Below are 14,599 nucleotides of genomic sequence, written 5' to 3'. Positions count from 1 at the left end.
GAGGAAGTATGAACAAATTAACCATTGCCACAGCATTAATTGGCTCAGTGTTACTGACCGGCTGTGTCAGTAATCTGAGTGGCACCACCTATTCTCGTGCCGAAGCGCGTCAGGTACAGCAGGTACAGTACGGGGTGGTTCAGTCGGCTCAGCCGGTTGTGATCGAAGGTACTTCTGGCTTTGTCGGTGGCGCAACCGGCGCGGTCGTGGGTGGTATCGCGGCCAGTAATATCGGTGGCGGCCGGGGTAAGGATATCGCCACGGTGCTGGGGGCAGTAGCCGGGGGTGTAGCGGGTAAGCAGGCCGAAGAGCGTTTCACCCGCGCCCAGGGGCAGGAGATCACTGTCCGGCTGGATAATGGCAACACTGTTTCGGTGGTTCAGGAGGTGGGTGAAGGCCCGCTGTTCAGCCCGGGTGACCGGGTCAGGGTGTTGAGTGGCCGGGGGGCTGCCCGGGTTACTTATTAGTCTGTATCGCGGGGTGAGTCAGCCCCGCTTTCTGCATAAAAGCGGTAATTCTGTCCGGCACTGCGTTTCGCCTGATACATTGCCTGATCGGCTTTATGCAGCAACTCTTCAGCGCTGCCGGCGTTTTCCGGAAACAGTGCAATACCGATACTGGCAGAGACGCTGCGTTGCTCCAGCCCTTTTATTCCCAGAGGCTGGTTCAGGCAATTGCAGACTTTCTCTGCGACCTGAGAAGCCTGGTTCGGTTCGTTGATATCCAGCAGGGCAACGAATTCATCCCCGCCCAGTCTGGCCAGTGTGTCGGTCGCACGAAAACAACCTTCGAGCCGTTGTGCAATCGTTACCAGTACCTCATCTCCCGCAAAGTGACCCAGTTCATCATTGATCGGTTTGAATTTGTTCAGATCGATATAGAGTACGGCCAGCAGATGCTGCTGCCGCTCAGCCCGGGCGATAGCACTGTTGAGACGGGAAAACAGCATACGGCGGTTTGGCAGCCCGGTCAGGCTGTCCTGATAGGCCTGAAGCTTCAGCGTCTCAGAAATCTGTTGCTGGGTTGCCTCATCACGAATAAAAAGGACATATTTGTCACCTTTGCCGTCGCGGGCCTGAAGATGGCTGATGGTGGCGAAATGAAGATGGCCGTGCAGATCAGTGAGCTCACCACACCAGTTACCCTGTTTGTATTCCAGTTGTTCCAGTGACTGCAACGGTTCTGCAGTAAATTGCAGCAGATCGCTGAGGTGAAGCTGGCAGGGGGTGTTATTCAGCTCAGTAAATTGCAATTGCGCGGCCGCATTGGCAGAAATAATTTTGCCCTCTGTTGTCAGTATCAGGCAGGGGTCCGGCGTGGCATCGAAAACCAGAGTGCTTAGCAGCAGGTTGTCTTCAGCCTCACGTTCGTAGGTTACATTGCGTCCGATGCCAAGTAACCCGGGGTCTTTATCAGCGTCTGCCAGAATGGGCAGCTTGTACATATCCAGCAGCCGGCGTCTGCCATCTTTGTAGGTGACCCATTCATCGTTACGGATCCCCTGAAGGCTTTGTTTTACTGCCTGATCTTTGTTGAGAATGTATTCTGCTGAGGCCGGAGACATGAGCTGATGATCGGTTTTACCAATAATCTCTGCAGCGGGCATATCCAGAAAACGTTCAAAGCTTTTGTTACAGCGTTGATAGACGCCCTGGCTGTCTTTGATAAAGATAAAATCCGAGACTGCATTGATAATGGTGTTCAGCAGGTCCTGTTCTTTTTTGAGGGCTTCCTGCGCCAGAACTGTATCGGTAATATCCCGGCCAACGACGGCGACGCCGATGCCCTGAGTCAGTTCACCACGGTAGAGATCATGTTTGCTGTCGATACAGCGCATTTCGCCGCGATGATTCGGGCGCCAGAACTGCAGTCGTGCCTTCTCACCGGCCAGGGTTTTATCCAGCCCGGCTTTGATACAGTCCTCGAACACCGTTTTACCGTGGATCTCCCAGACCGGTTTGCCGACAATCTCTTCCGTTGCAAGACCAAAAAACTGCGCATAGCCGAGGCTGGCCGCCCGGTAGATATACTGGCTGTCTACCACGGAGACCATATCGTCGACATGTTCCAGAATGGAGGCTTCCCTATGCAGTTTTTTCTCCTGTTTGCTCATCGCTGTGTACTAACCGTGTCTCGCCTGAAAGCTTTAAGAAATTGTAGCTGGTATTTCCCCGGAATGATCGGTGATGAAGATGACCAATCTTGTGTCGGTTGTGCTGTGGGTAGAGTATAAATAAAACCAGCGTTTCAAATAAACGCTTGTTTTGTTATTTGGCTGCATTTTGGGAAGATTGGGCAATTATCATGTTCTCTGGAGCACATTTGCAATGAATCCTCTGTTTTTGAAAGGTCGCCACTTTTTTGAAGACCTGAATTCCGAACCCCGGTCTGAGCTGAATCTGGTTGTGGTGACCCACTTGCTGGGCACTGCCCCGGCTTATCTTGAGGCCCTGCAGGGGTTTGCACGGATTGCGCTGATACTGCCTAAACCGAGAAGTATTAACCCGCAGGTGCTGGAAACCATAGAGCAGCGGTTTCCGGTGCAGTTGAAAAAGCGGGCGCAGATTGAGTCAGTGGAGGTGCTGGCAGCTATTATAAATGATGCGGTAACCGAGGGAGATCTGATTCTGGTGGATATAGGCGGTTACTTTGCGGCGGCGATCGGAGCGCTGCCGGAGCGCCTTCGGGCGAGGCTGCGTGGGGTGGTGGAAGTGACCGAAAACGGACTGAAACGCTATCAGGTGCTCAGCGATCTGCCGGTGCCGGTGGTCTCTATTGCCCGTAGTCCGCTGAAAGGGCCGGAAGATTATCTGACCGGGCAATCGATTGTTTATTCGGCTGAAGCGCTGATGCGGGAGTGTCAGCAGATTATGAACGGTGGTTATGCGGTGGTGTTCGGTTACGGCAAAATAGGCCGCTCGATTGCTAAAGCGCTGCATGCCAAGAATATTAATACCAAGATTGTCGAGATCGATCCGGTTCGTGCCATTGAGGCGCGCTCTCGCGGTTTTGATCTGATCAGTAAAGAGCGGGCGCTTGAGCGCAGTGATGTGATTTTCTGCGCCACGGGTAACCAGTCACTGAGTAATCATGATTTTACCCGAATAAAAAATGGTGCATTTCTGTTTTCAGTTACCTCCTCGGATGATGAGCTGGATCTCAGCCGCGCTGAAGGCTGTTTTGAGCAAACGCCGGTCAGTGCTCATATCACCCGTTACCAGCGACTGGGGCAATATTTTTATCTGGCCAATCGGGGCAATGCCATTAATTTTATTCATCAGGCGGAGGTCGGCCCCTATATTTTTCTGGTGCAGGGCGAAGTCATTAAAGCGATCAATTACCTGCAGCGTGAAGCGTTAACCAATGCTATACAGGAGCTTCCTGACAGCATACGTCAGGAACTGGCACAGAGCTGGTTGTCACATTTTGCCTGATAGGTTTCAGGCGTTTTCAGCGCGTGTGGTAAGGTTGTTGAATAAACATTTAAATTAGTTCAGATTGGGGGCTGACTCACTCAGCCGATACAAGGAGGCAGCCATGTCACTGACGCTGGCATTTGATGTTTATGGCACGTTGATCGATACCCAGGGGGTGGTTTCTCAACTGGAGGCATGGATCGGTGATCGTGCGAGTGGCTTTTCTCAGTGCTGGCGAGAGAAACAACTGGAGTACTCTTTTCGCCGTGGGCTGATGAACGAGTATAAAAACTTTGCCAGTTGTACCCGGGATGCTCTGGAATATTGCTGTCAGTCGCAGGCTGTTGATCTGTCAGAAGCACAAAAGCAGGCGTTACTGGCCTGCTACGCCCGATTACCGGTCTTTGCCGATGTAAAGCAGGGCCTGGAGGCACTTCAGGCGCAGGGTCATCATCTCTACGCCTTTTCTAATGGAACCGCGGAGGCGGTGGATGGCTTGCTGAGTCATGCCGGGGTGCGTGATTATTTCCTCGATATCGTCAGTGTCGACGAGATTGCGACCTTTAAACCCGATCCGGCAACGTATCGTCATTTTCTGCGCCGAAGCAGCAGTAAAGCAGAGCAAAGCTGGTTGATTTCGAGTAATCCCTTTGATGTGATCGGTGCGCGGAATTTTGGTTTGCAGGCGGCATGGGTCAAGCGTTCAGACGGCGCTGTTTTTGATCCATGGGGTGTGGAGCCGGTTGTTACTGTCTCCGGGATTCCTCAGTTGGCAGCGTACCTGAAATAAGCCGTTGTGCATCAGGCAATAAAAAAGCAGCCGGTTTCGGGCTGCTTTTTTGTGAATCCATCAGGGCTTATTTGTCCGGTGCGTGGAAATACAGATAGAGATCAATCAGCAATTCCGGAATCTGCGCGCACATCTCTGCGCAGAGCTTTTCATCTTCACGGATCTTACTGATATCTTCCTCATCAAACAGGTCAGATGCCACCATAATCGGCAGTAGCATCTGTGCTACATCTTCTTCCGATTTGCTTCCGAACCACTCTTCTTCCTGGGTGAATACACCTTCCATGAAGGCCTGTGCCCACCAGGCAAGAGGAGAAATATCTTCATCTTCCTCGGGATCCAGAGAGAGCTCGCAGAGCAGTTCAATCTCGCCATCGCTGTAGAGGCTGGCACCGATACTGCTGTAGAAGCGTTTCAGCAGGCCCATAATCTGTTCCTGCTGAGCCGGGGATTCCCAGTTCGGTTCCTGCTCAAAAACCAGCTCTATCCAGGTCGCCTGATCAACCGGAGTCGGGCTGATGTTCAGAGCGCAGAACAGACCATGAACGCCGATCAGGTCGAGACAGTCTTCTGAGACAAAATCGGAGTAGAGGAAGTCATCCAGTGTGTCCAGCTCAGCGTCGGACAGGGGATTGGCAGAGATAAGTGTCATGAATATTTTCCATACAGGGTTATGGCGTTGATTTTAGCCTGCCTGAGCCTGTTTGGCAGTAGTTTTATCGGCTAATTACAGTGACAAGTCCGGTGCCTTTCAGGATAATCCGGCGCATGAATTTAAGCGCGCTACAGATATTGAAGGATGTTTTTGGTTACGATCAGTTTCGTGAACCTCAGGCGGACGTGATCGAAACGCTGGTCGGCGGCCGGGACACGCTGGTGGTTGTTCCCACCGGTGGGGGGAAATCCCTTTGTTATCAGTTGCCTGCGTTGATGCGCCGGGGTACGGCGATTGTCATATCGCCGCTGATCGCGCTGATGCAGGACCAGGTGACGGCGCTTTCCCAGTGGGGCATCCGGGCCGGCTGCCTCAACTCCAGTATGGACTTCAGCTTAATCGGTGAGACCGAGCATCAACTGCGCAGCGGTGGTCTGGATCTGCTGTATATCGCCCCGGAAAGACTGTTACAACCTCGTACACTGAGCCTACTGCAAGGGGCGGAGCTGGCGCTGTTTGCCATTGATGAGGCGCATTGTGTCTCCCAGTGGGGGCATGATTTCCGTCCGGAATACCTGCAACTGAGTCAACTGGCCGATAGCTTCCCTCAGGTTCCCCGGATTGCGCTGACGGCAACCGCGGATCAGCGTACCCAGCAGGAGATCGTCCAGCGCCTGGCGCTGCGCAATCCGGCGGAGTTTATTCAGGGCTTTGACCGGCCTAATATCCGCTACCGTATCGGCCAGAAAGACAGCGCCAAAAAGCAGTTGCTGAAGTTCCTTAAGGATGAACACCCGAAAGATTCCGGCATCGTTTACTGCCTGTCCCGGAAACGGGTTGAAGAGACCGCGGCCTGGCTCTGTGAGCAGGGCTTTACGGCATTGCCTTACCATGCGGGATTGGGAGCCGAATTGCGGGCGCACAATCAGCATCGCTTTCTGACCGAAGAAAATATCATCATGGTGGCGACCATTGCGTTTGGTATGGGAATCGACAAGCCCAATGTGCGTTTTGTGGCCCATCTGGATCTGCCGAAAAGTATCGAAGCTTATTATCAGGAAACCGGCCGGGCGGGGCGTGATGGTATGCCTGCGGATGCCTGGATGGTCTACGGTCTGCAGGATGTTATGTTTCTCCGGCAGATGCTGGAGGGCTCTCAGGCACCCGCTGAGCAGAAAGTGGTGGAGCGTCAGAAACTGGAGGCGATGCTGGGTTTGTGTGAGATCACTCAGTGCCGCCGGCAGGTGTTGCTGAGCTATTTCGGTGAATCCGATCATCCCCCCTGCGGCAACTGCGATACCTGTCTGGAACCGGTACCGGTATGGGATGGTACCGAAGCGGCGCGCAAGGCGCTCTCTGCAGTTTATCGCTCAGGTCAGAGTTTTGGTGTAAACCATGTGATCGATATTCTGCTGGGCAAAAGCAACGATAAAACCGAGCGTTTTGCCCATCAGAAGCTCTCCACCTGGGGTATCGGTAAGGAACTGGATAAGAACCAGTGGCGTTCGGTATTCCGTCAACTGGTGGCCCGGGGGCTGCTGGGGGTTAATGTGGATCAGCATGGGGTGCTGCATCTGACCGATCGCTGTCGGCCGTTGTTGCGCGGTGAAGAGCGGATTGAGTTACGCAAGGATCAGCGTCAGCATACCCCTTATCGCAAGAGTCAGGTACCGCAGAACAAGCTGGAAGCTGAAGATTATGCGCTCTGGAATGACCTTAAGGCGGCGCGTAAGCGTCTGTCAGATGAGCAGGATGTACCGCCCTATGTGATTTTCCACGATGCAACCCTGATGGAAATGGTGATGTACCGGCCGCAGACGGCGGAGCAGTTCCGTCGCCTCAACGGCGTTGGGGAGCGGAAACTGGATCTGTACGGTGCTGAGTTCCTTGAGGTGATCGAAAATCATCACAGTGGAAGCGATCAGACCGCAGAGCCGAGTCAGGCCGACCAGACGCTTCTGTTGTATAAAAGCGGCATGACCATCGATCAGGTTTGTCGTCAGCAGCACTTGTCGGCCAATGCAATTTACGCCCATCTGGCGCAGGCCATCCAGCGCGGTGAACTGGCTGTCAGGGATGTGGTGGAGTTACCTGAATCTGAATTCAGCAATATTGAACAGACTATTCTGGCCTGTCAGACACAGTTTGGTCAGGCTTTGAAGCCTGTTCATGAAGCGCTGGCAGGGGCCTATGAACTCGGTGTTTTGCGCTGTATCAAAGCCGGTATGGAGCAGGGATGAGCGAGTCGCAGAGTCTGCTCGCTCTGTTTGTCAGCGGGTTTATCTCTGCCACTTTACTGCCGGGCGGTTCAGAGGCTTTGCTGGCCTGGCAACTGAGTCAGCAGTTACACGATCCCTGGAACCTCTGGGCGGCTGTCACTGCCGGGAATGCGTTGGGGGGGATCCTGACCTTTCTGATGGGCTTGATACTGGCCCGTTTCTATCCCTTGCGGAATCTGAATAAACCCCGCCAACAGCAGGCTCAACGCTGGATTGAGCGATATGGCGCTCTGGCTCTGTTGTTTTCCTGGTTGCCTCTGATCGGTGATCCGCTCTGCCTGATGGCGGGCTGGCTGAAGACCCGCTTGCTGCCGAGTCTGCTGCTGATTACAGTAGGCAAAGCGATACGCTACCTTATTATTGTGGGATTGATATGAGGCAGGGCAGACTATGGCGGCACGCTCATTCTGGGGAAAAATACGGCTGACACTGCTGTTGCTGTTACTGCTGGTGGTGAGCCTTAATGCCCTGTTGTCACGGATTCGCAGCAGTGACTGGGAAGAAACGCTGATTCTGGTGATCTATCCGATCAATGCCGATGAGCGTCAGGATACTCAGCAATACCTTGATGCCCTCAGTGAGGAACATTTTGAAGAGATCGAATGGTTTCTCCGGCAGCAGGCAGCGTTGTACGGGCTGTCGCTGACAGATCCTCTGCGGGTTCATCTGGCGCCTCCGGTTAACGGGCATCCACCGCCACCGCCTCTGAATCCAAGCATGCTTGATAGTGTCATCTGGAGTCTGGAACTGCGTTACTGGGCCTGGCGGAACGATAACTGGCAGGGGGAGTCGGCGGATATCAGAGTCTACCTGCGGCTGTTCTCGCCCCAGAACAGGCAGGTACTGGCACACTCACTGGGCCTGCAGAAGGGGATGATCGGAGTGGTCAATGGCTTTGCCAGCATCGATTATCAGGCACAGAATAATTTTGTCACCCTGCACGAGGTACTGCATACCCTGGGTGCCCGGGATAAATATGACCCCGCCACCAACCAGCCGCTCTGGCCGGAAGGTTATGCAGATCCTTATCAGTATCCCCGCTTACCCCAGTACCGGGCAGAGATTATGGGCGGCCGGGTACCGGAAACGGCGGCTTTCTCCCTGATACCCTCCAGTTTGCAGCAGGTGATGATCGGGCCGCAAACCGCCGCCGAGATCAACTGGATAACCGACTGAAGATTTATCGGGCCGCTTCCAGCGCCCGGATAACATCGGTTTCCAGTTCCTGAAGAATTGGCTGGGCCGGACTTTCAGGGTGGAGCTGAGATGGGCGCAGAAACATCACCTGAGTGACCCCCTCTTTATGCAACAGGGTAACGGAGAGAGGGCAGAGGGCAGCCATCTCCGGGTCTTTATTGATGACCTGATTGGCGTACCAGGGGTTACAGAACACCAGACTGCGAATCTGCTGAAAACCGTGGCGGTTATAGTCCTCTCCCCAGCGTTCCTGATAGTGGGACAGGGAACGGCCGATGTTGGGCTCGAAGATTACATAGAAGCGTTGCTCCTCCAGCGCATGACTGACCCAGTCATAGTGCTCCTCGAATTCACCCTCCAGCTCAAGGGTAAAAACCGGCGATGCCTGACTGGCAGTGACAAACAGCAGGCAGAAACTAAACAATAAACGCTGATAAAACTGTGTTGGCCGTGCTTTTTCCATTTTGAATTATTCCTGGTTGTTTTTTGCACAATAGGGGCTGTGTAACGCCCGATCCCTTGTAGTATAATCCGCGCTCCTTAATTGAGCAGACAATCATGACCCAAAGCATGGCCACAAGTGACACCTCTGAAGCACTGAACAATCCCGAAGCTGAAGCCCTTGCGGCTGAGCAGAAGAAGCAGAAAACCCGGTTGAATAAACTGCAGAAGCGACTGCGTCGTGAAACCGGACGGGCGATTCAGGACTTCAATATGATCGAAGAGGGCGACAAAGTAATGGTCTGCCTGTCGGGTGGCAAAGATTCTTACGCCATGCTCGATATCCTGATGAACCTGCAGCGCAGTGCGCCGGTCAACTTTGAGCTGGTCGCGGTTAATCTTGACCAGAAGCAGCCGGGCTTTCCGGAAGAGGTATTACCCGCCTACCTGAGTTCTATCGGCGTGCCATTCCACATTCTTGAGCGGGATACTTACTCGGTGGTGAAAGAGGTGGTACCCGAGGGTAAAACCACCTGCGCGCTCTGCTCAAGGCTGCGCCGTGGTTCACTCTACGGCTTTGCCGAAGAGATCGGCGCGAACAAGATAGCCTTAGGCCATCACCGTGATGATATTCTGGAAACCCTGTTTCTGAACATGTTTTATGGCGGCAAACTCAAATCAATGCCGCCTAAACTGGTCTCCGACGATGGCAAGAATATGGTGATCCGGCCACTGGCTTATTCGCGGGAAAAAGATATCGCAGCTTATGCGGAGCTGAAGGGCTTCCCGATTATTCCTTGCAACCTGTGCGGCTCTCAGGAAAATCTGCAGCGTCAGGTGATCAAGGAGATGCTGCAGGACTGGGACAAGCGTTTCCCGGGGCGTATCGAAACCATGTTCCGCTCTTTGCAGCATGTGGTGCCTTCCCATCTGGCGGATGTGGAACTGTTTGATTTTAAAGGGTTGCAGCAGGGTTTCCCGCATGGCATTGTGCCGGGTAGTGACAGCCCCCGGCGAACTGAAACCCCGGCCGATCCGGCGCAGGCGGTGCAGAGTTTTAACCCGCAAAAGATCGACCTGCTCTCCCTCTGATCTCCCGATCTCAGAAGTGTGCAATGGCGATGTCCTGAATTGTCGGATTATCGTCATTGCCGCCATCATCCATTCGCGTGATACTGCTCCTGTCAATTAAGTGACCTGTGTGGCTCTGCCCGTGTTCAGGTCAATGCCAGGAGAGTCGTGTGAAACAGATTGCCGTGCTGGCTTACCCGGATTGTCAGATCCTCGATGTAACCGGTCCCCTTCAGGTGTTTGCCTCGGCGAATACCCTGCTTGGCAAGCAGGCCTACCAGATCCGTATCTTAGCGCCGGATAACCAGCCTGTGCGGACTAACTCCGGAATGCAGTTGGTTCCTGATCTGGCTTACCCCGATGCGCAGGCGCTGGATACCCTGCTGCTGGCGGGTGGGCGAGGAGTCGCTGCGCAATGCAAAGACCCGCAGTTAATACAGTGGATTCGTCAGCAGGCGTCACAGGTGCGGCGGCTGGGTTCTGTCTGCAGCGGTGCATTTCTGCTGGCTGAATCGGGGCTGCTGAAAGGGCGGCAGGTGGTCAGCCACTGGCGCTGTTGTGATCTGCTGGCCCGAGAGTACCCGGATATGCAGGTGCAACCGGATGCGATCTGGATCAAACAGGACAACCTCTACACCTCTGCGGGTGTGACCTCCGGGATCGATCTTGCTCTGGCTCTGCTGGAGGAGGACTTCGGTCACAGCGTAGCCATGGAGGTGGCCCGTGAACTGGTGGTGTTTATGAAGCGTCCCGGCGGTCAGGCGCAGTACAGTAGCCAGTTGCAGGCTCAGGAGAAAGCCAGCGGTGTGGTGGCGAAAGCGATCGCTTTTATTGAACGTAATCTCGGCGACGATCTGAGTCTGCCGACTCTGGCTGAACACTGCTGTGTCAGTGAGCGCCATCTGTTCCGGTTATTCAAAAACAGTTTTAACCACTCTCCGGCGGCGTATATCGAGAACAGTCGGCTGGCGCTGGCACAGCAACTGGTCGCTGCCGGGGATATGGGGCTGGAGCAGGTGGCACAACGTTGCGGTTTTGTCTCTGCCGACAACCTGAGGCGTGTGTTTGTGCGCCGTCTCGGGGTGAATCCAAGTGAATACAAACTGCGCTTCGGCAGTCATTTCAAGGAGTAAAACAATGAACAGGAATGTGATTCTCTTATCTGGCTGTCAGGCGCTGCTGACCACGGGTAATGTCCTGCTGGTGGCGGTGGTAGCCCTGATTGGCCAGAAACTGACCAGCTCTGCGGCGCTGACCACGTTTCCGGTAGCAACTCAGTTTATCGGTCTGATGCTGGCCACCATACCGGCGTCGCTGATTATGCGTAAGATTGGTCGCAAGAACGGTTTTTATCTGGGTAACAGCGTGGGAATCAGCGGTGCACTGCTCTGTATTCTGGCGCTGAATCAGGGGCAGTTTTATCTGTTTTCCGCAGGTACATTCCTGCTGGGTATCGGTATCGGCTTTGGTACGCTGTATCGCTTTGCAGCAGTGGAGGTCTCGTCTGAGGCAGAGCGCAGCAAAGCCATCTCTTTTGTGATGGCCGGTGGCGTGATTGCTGCCATACTCGGCCCGCAACTGGCGGTGCACAGTCAGAATATGCTTGGTGAGGCAGAGTTTGCCGGGGCCTTTGTGGGGTTGTTGGGACTCTATACCCTGGCGCTGATCATGCTGTTCTTTACCCATATTCCCCATGAAAAAGCGGATCAGACAGCCTTAGCGCAACGTCCGCTGAGTCAGATCCTGCGTCAGCCGGATTTTATTGTCGCGGCCGTGGTGGGGATGGTCTCCTATCTGGTGATGAATCTGCTGATGGTGGCGACCCCGCTGGCGATGGCCCGGTGCGGGTACAGTTTTGCCCAGTCAGCCCATGTGATCGAATGGCATGTACTGGGGATGTTCGTACCTTCGTTCTTTACCGGTAGTCTGATCAGCCGGTTCGGGTTGCGCCGGATCATGACGTTGGGTGTTGTTTTTATGCTGGCATGTATCGGAATTAATCTCACAGGCGTCAGTGAGTGGCACTTCTGGACAGCGCTGGTTTGCCTGGGCATTGGCTGGAACTTCATGTTTATCAGTGCCACCCAGTTGGTGACCTCGACTTACCAGCCGGCAGAAAAAGCCAAAACGCAGGCGGCGAATGAGTTTATCGTCTTCAGCATGGTCACCCTTTCTGCACTCTCTTCCGGTTGGATGGAGTCTGCATTGGGCTGGCAGACCATGAACTGGACTATGCTACCTCTGGTATTATGGGCGGCTGCCGTGATCTTTCTGGTCGGCAGAAAGCCGTCACCCGTCAGCGCCGTCGCCGGAGGATAATCGTGTTACCAGTCCAACCCCGCTTTTTAACCTTTTACAGTGCCGGTACGGTACGGATTCAACTGAATGCAGTACAGGGCGCTGCGGCACTGGGGGTGTGCTCCGTGCACGAATCAAATCCCCAGCGCTGGACAGCGATCGGCGCGGAGGCGGTCATTCGCGGGGTGCGTGGACGCAGTGGCCTGATCGAGCCAACGGAGCTCTGGGGCTGTGCCCTGTATCAGGAGGAACCACTCGAAGCGGTAGAGTTACAGCCTTTTCACCGCCCTCAGCGGGGACTCTCCTGCATGTTTTCGATGAGCGGGGAGCTGCCCGGTCTGGACGATCATGAGCGTTTCCCGCTGGGGGATCAGTGGCCACTGAGCTGTACCGATCAGGAGCGGGCTTTCTGCCTGTTGCAGGAGCGGATGCGTAAGCTCTGGAGTGAAGGGCGCCCGGATGCGGAGATGCGTCTGGCGATGGTCTCCGATTATGCTGGCCGTCTGAACCGCCTCGGGGGACACAGCTTTATCCACTGGGATGGTGAGATGATGTTTGCCTACAGCGCCGAGCAGGGTGAGGAGGAGCCACTGGCCTACCTCAGCCTCAGGCGTTCAAGGTTTGCGCTAAACGAAGCCGTTGAGCTGGTGGCGGAGTCAGAAGAGGAAGTTGATATGCTGCTGGTGGCCCATCAATCCCTGTTACCGGAGGAGGCGGTGCCGATTGAACCGGGAAGCAGTCTCTGTTTCCGTCAGGCGCGGCTGGTGGATCAGTGTGATCCGGTTCGGTTCTGGAGTGCGGATGCGCTTTCTGCCTCCGATGGGTCCTGAGACGCCTGTATCAGGGCGGAGATCAATGAACGGTCTGACCTGAACCGATTATTAATGAATAACACTTCAAAATACGGGGTTATGGTTCTAAACTTGTATTAGCGATCGCTGTTGTGGCGTGTCGCTGAGGACCTGTTACGACTCATAAGGATGTGAACGTTTGCAAGCCACAGATGATTCTGGCAAAGGTTTAGTAAAACTTATGACCCCAAAACTGGTGCCCGTAGCCAAGCGTACAATTAAACCTGCCCCGCCGCAGATGGATCCGGCGATGCTGTTGCAGACCTTTGATCGCATCACCCTGCCTACCTTTGTTCTGGATAAGGAACACAAGGTTATCCACTGGAACTGCGCACTGGAGCAACTCAGTGGTGTGAATCGCTCCGAAGTGCTGGGCACCCGTGACCACTGGCGGCCTTTCTACTCCAGCCCCCGTCCCTGCCTTGCGGACCTGATTCTGGATGGCGGACGCTGGGAAGATGTCCAGCACTACTACGCCGATAAATGTGTTCGCTCCGAGTTGATTGCAGATGCTTATGAAGGTGAAGACTTTTTCCCCGATTGCGGTGACAGTGGCGAGTGGCTTCACTTTACGGCTGCCACCATTCTGGACGCCGAGGGAGAGATCATCGGCGTAATCGAAACCCTGGAAAATATCTCGGCAAGAAAAAAAGCTGAATTTGAGCTGCGTGAGCGGGAACAGCTTTATAAGCACCTGAGTATTACCGACAGCCTGACCAACCTGCATAACTCCCGTCACTTCTACAGCCAACTTGAACAGATGGTGGAAACGGCTCGCCGTTACCATCACGGTTTTGCACTGTGCTTTTTTGATCTGGACAATTTTAAGCAACTGAACGACAACTTTGGCCACCTGATGGGCGATAAGGTGCTGGAAACTTTTGGCGTACTGATCCGTTCCTCGTTACGTGCGCCAGACACCGGCTATCGCTATGGTGGGGAGGAGTTTGCGATCCTGTTGCCCTCAACTGATCTGGATGGGGCGCATATTGTCGCTGACCGGGTGCGTCGCAGTTTACAGAACTATCAGTTCCTGCTGGATAACGGTGACCGGGTGCAATCGAGTGTCAGTATCGGCATCACCGTCTACCGTGCCGGGGATTCGCCTCAGTCATTGATGGAGCGTGCCGATAAGGCGCTTTATCAGGCGAAAGATGCAGGTAAAAACTGCATTATCGGGATTTGATCTGGGATGATGCTCTGTGTCATTATCTGCCCGCGCAGATGAGGCTGATATGAAGAGTTTCCTTTTTACTACAGATAATGACCGGGGCGGAGTGATACTCTGCGATATTGATACCCTGCCAGAGGCGGTTGACTACCTGAAGCAGCGCTTTAAAGGGGTCGTCCGGGTTGAGCAGGGGCGTGACTACTGGTCTGAAACTGAAGGTTTCGGCAGCCTGCCGCCTGCTTCTGAGTCGTCGGGCAGTGGTCAGGCCACGCCGGGTTCGACCTGATTCAGTCGCTCTTTCTGAGCCATTTCAAAACCCCGTTGCTCAAAGCGGATCTCCTGCGGTTCGGTAACAAGCGGAGACTCTTCCATCTCCGCAACGGGCAGCTCGCTGAAACGCATCACTTCAATACACTGAATCGGGTACATC

General features: G+C 54.3%; 16 protein-coding genes. 12 read left to right on the top strand and 4 right to left on the bottom strand.

What is annotated here, in order from left to right; genetic code table 11:
• Positions 1 to 8: 8 nt before the first annotated feature.
• Entirely contained in the window at positions 9 to 467 is a 459-nt protein-coding gene (locus QUD59_RS02345) for an outer membrane lipoprotein (RefSeq protein WP_286239343.1), read from the top strand.
• Here QUD59_RS02345 and QUD59_RS02340 read toward each other — a convergent pair.
• Entirely contained in the window at positions 464 to 2,113 is a 1,650-nt protein-coding gene (locus QUD59_RS02340) for a sensor domain-containing protein (RefSeq protein WP_286239342.1), read from the bottom strand. The two genes, QUD59_RS02345 and QUD59_RS02340, sit on opposite strands and share 4 nt — an antisense overlap.
• A 214-nt stretch (positions 2,114 to 2,327) precedes the next feature.
• Here QUD59_RS02340 and QUD59_RS02335 point away from each other — a divergent pair, with 214 nt between their 5' ends.
• Together QUD59_RS02335 and QUD59_RS02330 are read left to right on the top strand one after the other, a co-directional pair.
• Positions 2,328 to 3,434 (top strand): adenosylhomocysteinase, encoded by a 1,107-nt coding sequence (locus tag QUD59_RS02335; RefSeq protein ID WP_286239341.1) that lies wholly within the window; start codon positions 2,328 to 2,330, stop codon positions 3,432 to 3,434.
• Between the two features lie 103 nt (positions 3,435 to 3,537).
• Positions 3,538 to 4,206, top strand: a complete 669-nt coding sequence (locus tag QUD59_RS02330) for a haloacid dehalogenase type II (RefSeq protein WP_286239340.1) — start codon at positions 3,538 to 3,540, stop codon at positions 4,204 to 4,206.
• A 67-nt stretch (positions 4,207 to 4,273) separates the two neighbouring features.
• Here QUD59_RS02330 and QUD59_RS02325 read toward each other — a convergent pair whose 3' ends face one another.
• Entirely contained in the window at positions 4,274 to 4,858 is a 585-nt protein-coding gene (locus QUD59_RS02325; protein ID WP_286239339.1) for a YecA/YgfB family protein, read from the bottom strand.
• 116 nt (positions 4,859 to 4,974) lie between these two features.
• Between QUD59_RS02325 and recQ the strand changes: the two genes are divergently transcribed.
• The 3 genes from recQ to QUD59_RS02310 are packed head-to-tail and all read left to right on the top strand — an operon-like array spanning position 4,975 to position 8,316.
• Entirely contained in the window at positions 4,975 to 7,101 is a 2,127-nt protein-coding gene (gene recQ, locus QUD59_RS02320; protein WP_286239338.1) for a DNA helicase RecQ, read from the top strand.
• Positions 7,098 to 7,517, top strand: coding sequence for a YqaA family protein (locus tag QUD59_RS02315; RefSeq protein WP_286239334.1), 420 nt, complete (start codon positions 7,098 to 7,100; stop codon positions 7,515 to 7,517). The genes recQ and QUD59_RS02315 overlap by 4 nt, the downstream gene beginning before the upstream one ends.
• 13 nt (positions 7,518 to 7,530) lie before the next feature.
• Positions 7,531 to 8,316, top strand: a complete 786-nt coding sequence (locus QUD59_RS02310) for a hypothetical protein (RefSeq protein ID WP_286239332.1) — start codon at positions 7,531 to 7,533, stop codon at positions 8,314 to 8,316.
• 4 nt (positions 8,317 to 8,320) lie between these two features.
• Here QUD59_RS02310 and QUD59_RS02305 read toward each other — a convergent pair whose 3' ends face one another.
• Positions 8,321 to 8,800 carry a DUF302 domain-containing protein gene (locus tag QUD59_RS02305; protein ID WP_286239331.1) on the bottom strand — a complete coding sequence of 160 codons (480 nt, stop codon included), beginning with the start codon at positions 8,798 to 8,800 and terminating at the stop codon, positions 8,321 to 8,323.
• A gap of 95 nt (positions 8,801 to 8,895) precedes the next feature.
• On the opposite strand from QUD59_RS02305, the gene ttcA reads away from it, so the two are divergent.
• The 6 genes from ttcA (at position 8,896) to QUD59_RS02275 (ending at position 14,455) form a co-directional block, all read left to right on the top strand.
• Positions 8,896 to 9,870, top strand: coding sequence for a tRNA 2-thiocytidine(32) synthetase TtcA (gene ttcA, locus QUD59_RS02300; protein WP_286239330.1), 975 nt, complete (start codon positions 8,896 to 8,898; stop codon positions 9,868 to 9,870).
• Positions 9,871 to 10,019: 149 nt separating this feature from the next.
• On the top strand, positions 10,020 to 10,982 hold the full coding sequence (locus tag QUD59_RS02295) for a GlxA family transcriptional regulator (RefSeq protein WP_286239328.1): 963 nt from the start codon (positions 10,020 to 10,022) through the stop codon (positions 10,980 to 10,982).
• Between the two features lie 4 nt (positions 10,983 to 10,986).
• Positions 10,987 to 12,168, top strand: a complete 1,182-nt coding sequence (locus tag QUD59_RS02290) for an MFS transporter (protein ID WP_286239327.1) — start codon at positions 10,987 to 10,989, stop codon at positions 12,166 to 12,168.
• A 2-nt stretch (positions 12,169 to 12,170) separates the two neighbouring features.
• Positions 12,171 to 12,977, top strand: coding sequence for a class II glutamine amidotransferase (locus QUD59_RS02285; RefSeq protein WP_286239325.1), 807 nt, complete (start codon positions 12,171 to 12,173; stop codon positions 12,975 to 12,977).
• 202 nt (positions 12,978 to 13,179) lie between these two features.
• Complete coding sequence (locus QUD59_RS02280) at positions 13,180 to 14,184, top strand: sensor domain-containing diguanylate cyclase (RefSeq protein WP_286239323.1); 1,005 nt, start codon at positions 13,180 to 13,182, stop codon at positions 14,182 to 14,184.
• A gap of 49 nt (positions 14,185 to 14,233) precedes the next feature.
• Positions 14,234 to 14,455 carry a hypothetical protein gene (locus tag QUD59_RS02275; RefSeq protein WP_286239322.1) on the top strand — a complete coding sequence of 74 codons (222 nt, stop codon included), beginning with the start codon at positions 14,234 to 14,236 and terminating at the stop codon, positions 14,453 to 14,455.
• Here the strand turns inward: QUD59_RS02275 and QUD59_RS02270 are convergent.
• The gene (locus tag QUD59_RS02270; RefSeq protein WP_286239320.1) at positions 14,431 to 14,598 is read right to left on the bottom strand and encodes a hypothetical protein; all 168 of its coding nucleotides are present in this window, start codon (positions 14,596 to 14,598) and stop codon (positions 14,431 to 14,433) included. The two genes, QUD59_RS02275 and QUD59_RS02270, sit on opposite strands and share 25 nt — an antisense overlap.
• Position 14,599 lies beyond the last annotated feature (1 nt).

The organism is Neptuniibacter halophilus (assembly GCF_030295765.1).
GTDB lineage: Bacteria > Pseudomonadota > Gammaproteobacteria > Pseudomonadales > Balneatricaceae > Neptuniibacter > Neptuniibacter halophilus.
The sequence above is the reverse complement of the archived record's forward strand: the minus strand, read 5'-3'. Positions and strand labels throughout refer to the sequence as shown.

What these genes read in the sequence shown, in the direction of transcription:
- QUD59_RS02290 (WP_286239327.1), top strand. Translation starts at nt 10,987, where the DNA reads ATGAACAGGAATGTGATTCTCTTATCTGGCTGTCAGGCGCTGCTGACC.
- QUD59_RS02270 (WP_286239320.1), bottom strand. Translation starts at nt 14,598, where the DNA reads ATGTACCCGATTCAGTGTATTGAAGTGATGCGTTTCAGCGAGCTGCCC.
- QUD59_RS02310 (WP_286239332.1), top strand. Translation starts at nt 7,531, where the DNA reads ATGGCGGCACGCTCATTCTGGGGAAAAATACGGCTGACACTGCTGTTG.
- QUD59_RS02305 (WP_286239331.1), bottom strand. Translation starts at nt 8,800, where the DNA reads ATGGAAAAAGCACGGCCAACACAGTTTTATCAGCGTTTATTGTTTAGT.
- QUD59_RS02315 (WP_286239334.1), top strand. Translation starts at nt 7,098, where the DNA reads ATGAGCGAGTCGCAGAGTCTGCTCGCTCTGTTTGTCAGCGGGTTTATC.
- QUD59_RS02325 (WP_286239339.1), bottom strand. Translation starts at nt 4,858, where the DNA reads ATGACACTTATCTCTGCCAATCCCCTGTCCGACGCTGAGCTGGACACA.
- QUD59_RS02330 (WP_286239340.1), top strand. Translation starts at nt 3,538, where the DNA reads ATGTCACTGACGCTGGCATTTGATGTTTATGGCACGTTGATCGATACC.
- QUD59_RS02280 (WP_286239323.1), top strand. Translation starts at nt 13,180, where the DNA reads ATGACCCCAAAACTGGTGCCCGTAGCCAAGCGTACAATTAAACCTGCC.
- QUD59_RS02345 (WP_286239343.1), top strand. Translation starts at nt 9, where the DNA reads ATGAACAAATTAACCATTGCCACAGCATTAATTGGCTCAGTGTTACTG.
- QUD59_RS02340 (WP_286239342.1), bottom strand. Translation starts at nt 2,113, where the DNA reads ATGAGCAAACAGGAGAAAAAACTGCATAGGGAAGCCTCCATTCTGGAA.
- recQ (WP_286239338.1), top strand. Translation starts at nt 4,975, where the DNA reads ATGAATTTAAGCGCGCTACAGATATTGAAGGATGTTTTTGGTTACGAT.
- QUD59_RS02275 (WP_286239322.1), top strand. Translation starts at nt 14,234, where the DNA reads ATGAAGAGTTTCCTTTTTACTACAGATAATGACCGGGGCGGAGTGATA.
- ttcA (WP_286239330.1), top strand. Translation starts at nt 8,896, where the DNA reads ATGACCCAAAGCATGGCCACAAGTGACACCTCTGAAGCACTGAACAAT.
- QUD59_RS02335 (WP_286239341.1), top strand. Translation starts at nt 2,328, where the DNA reads ATGAATCCTCTGTTTTTGAAAGGTCGCCACTTTTTTGAAGACCTGAAT.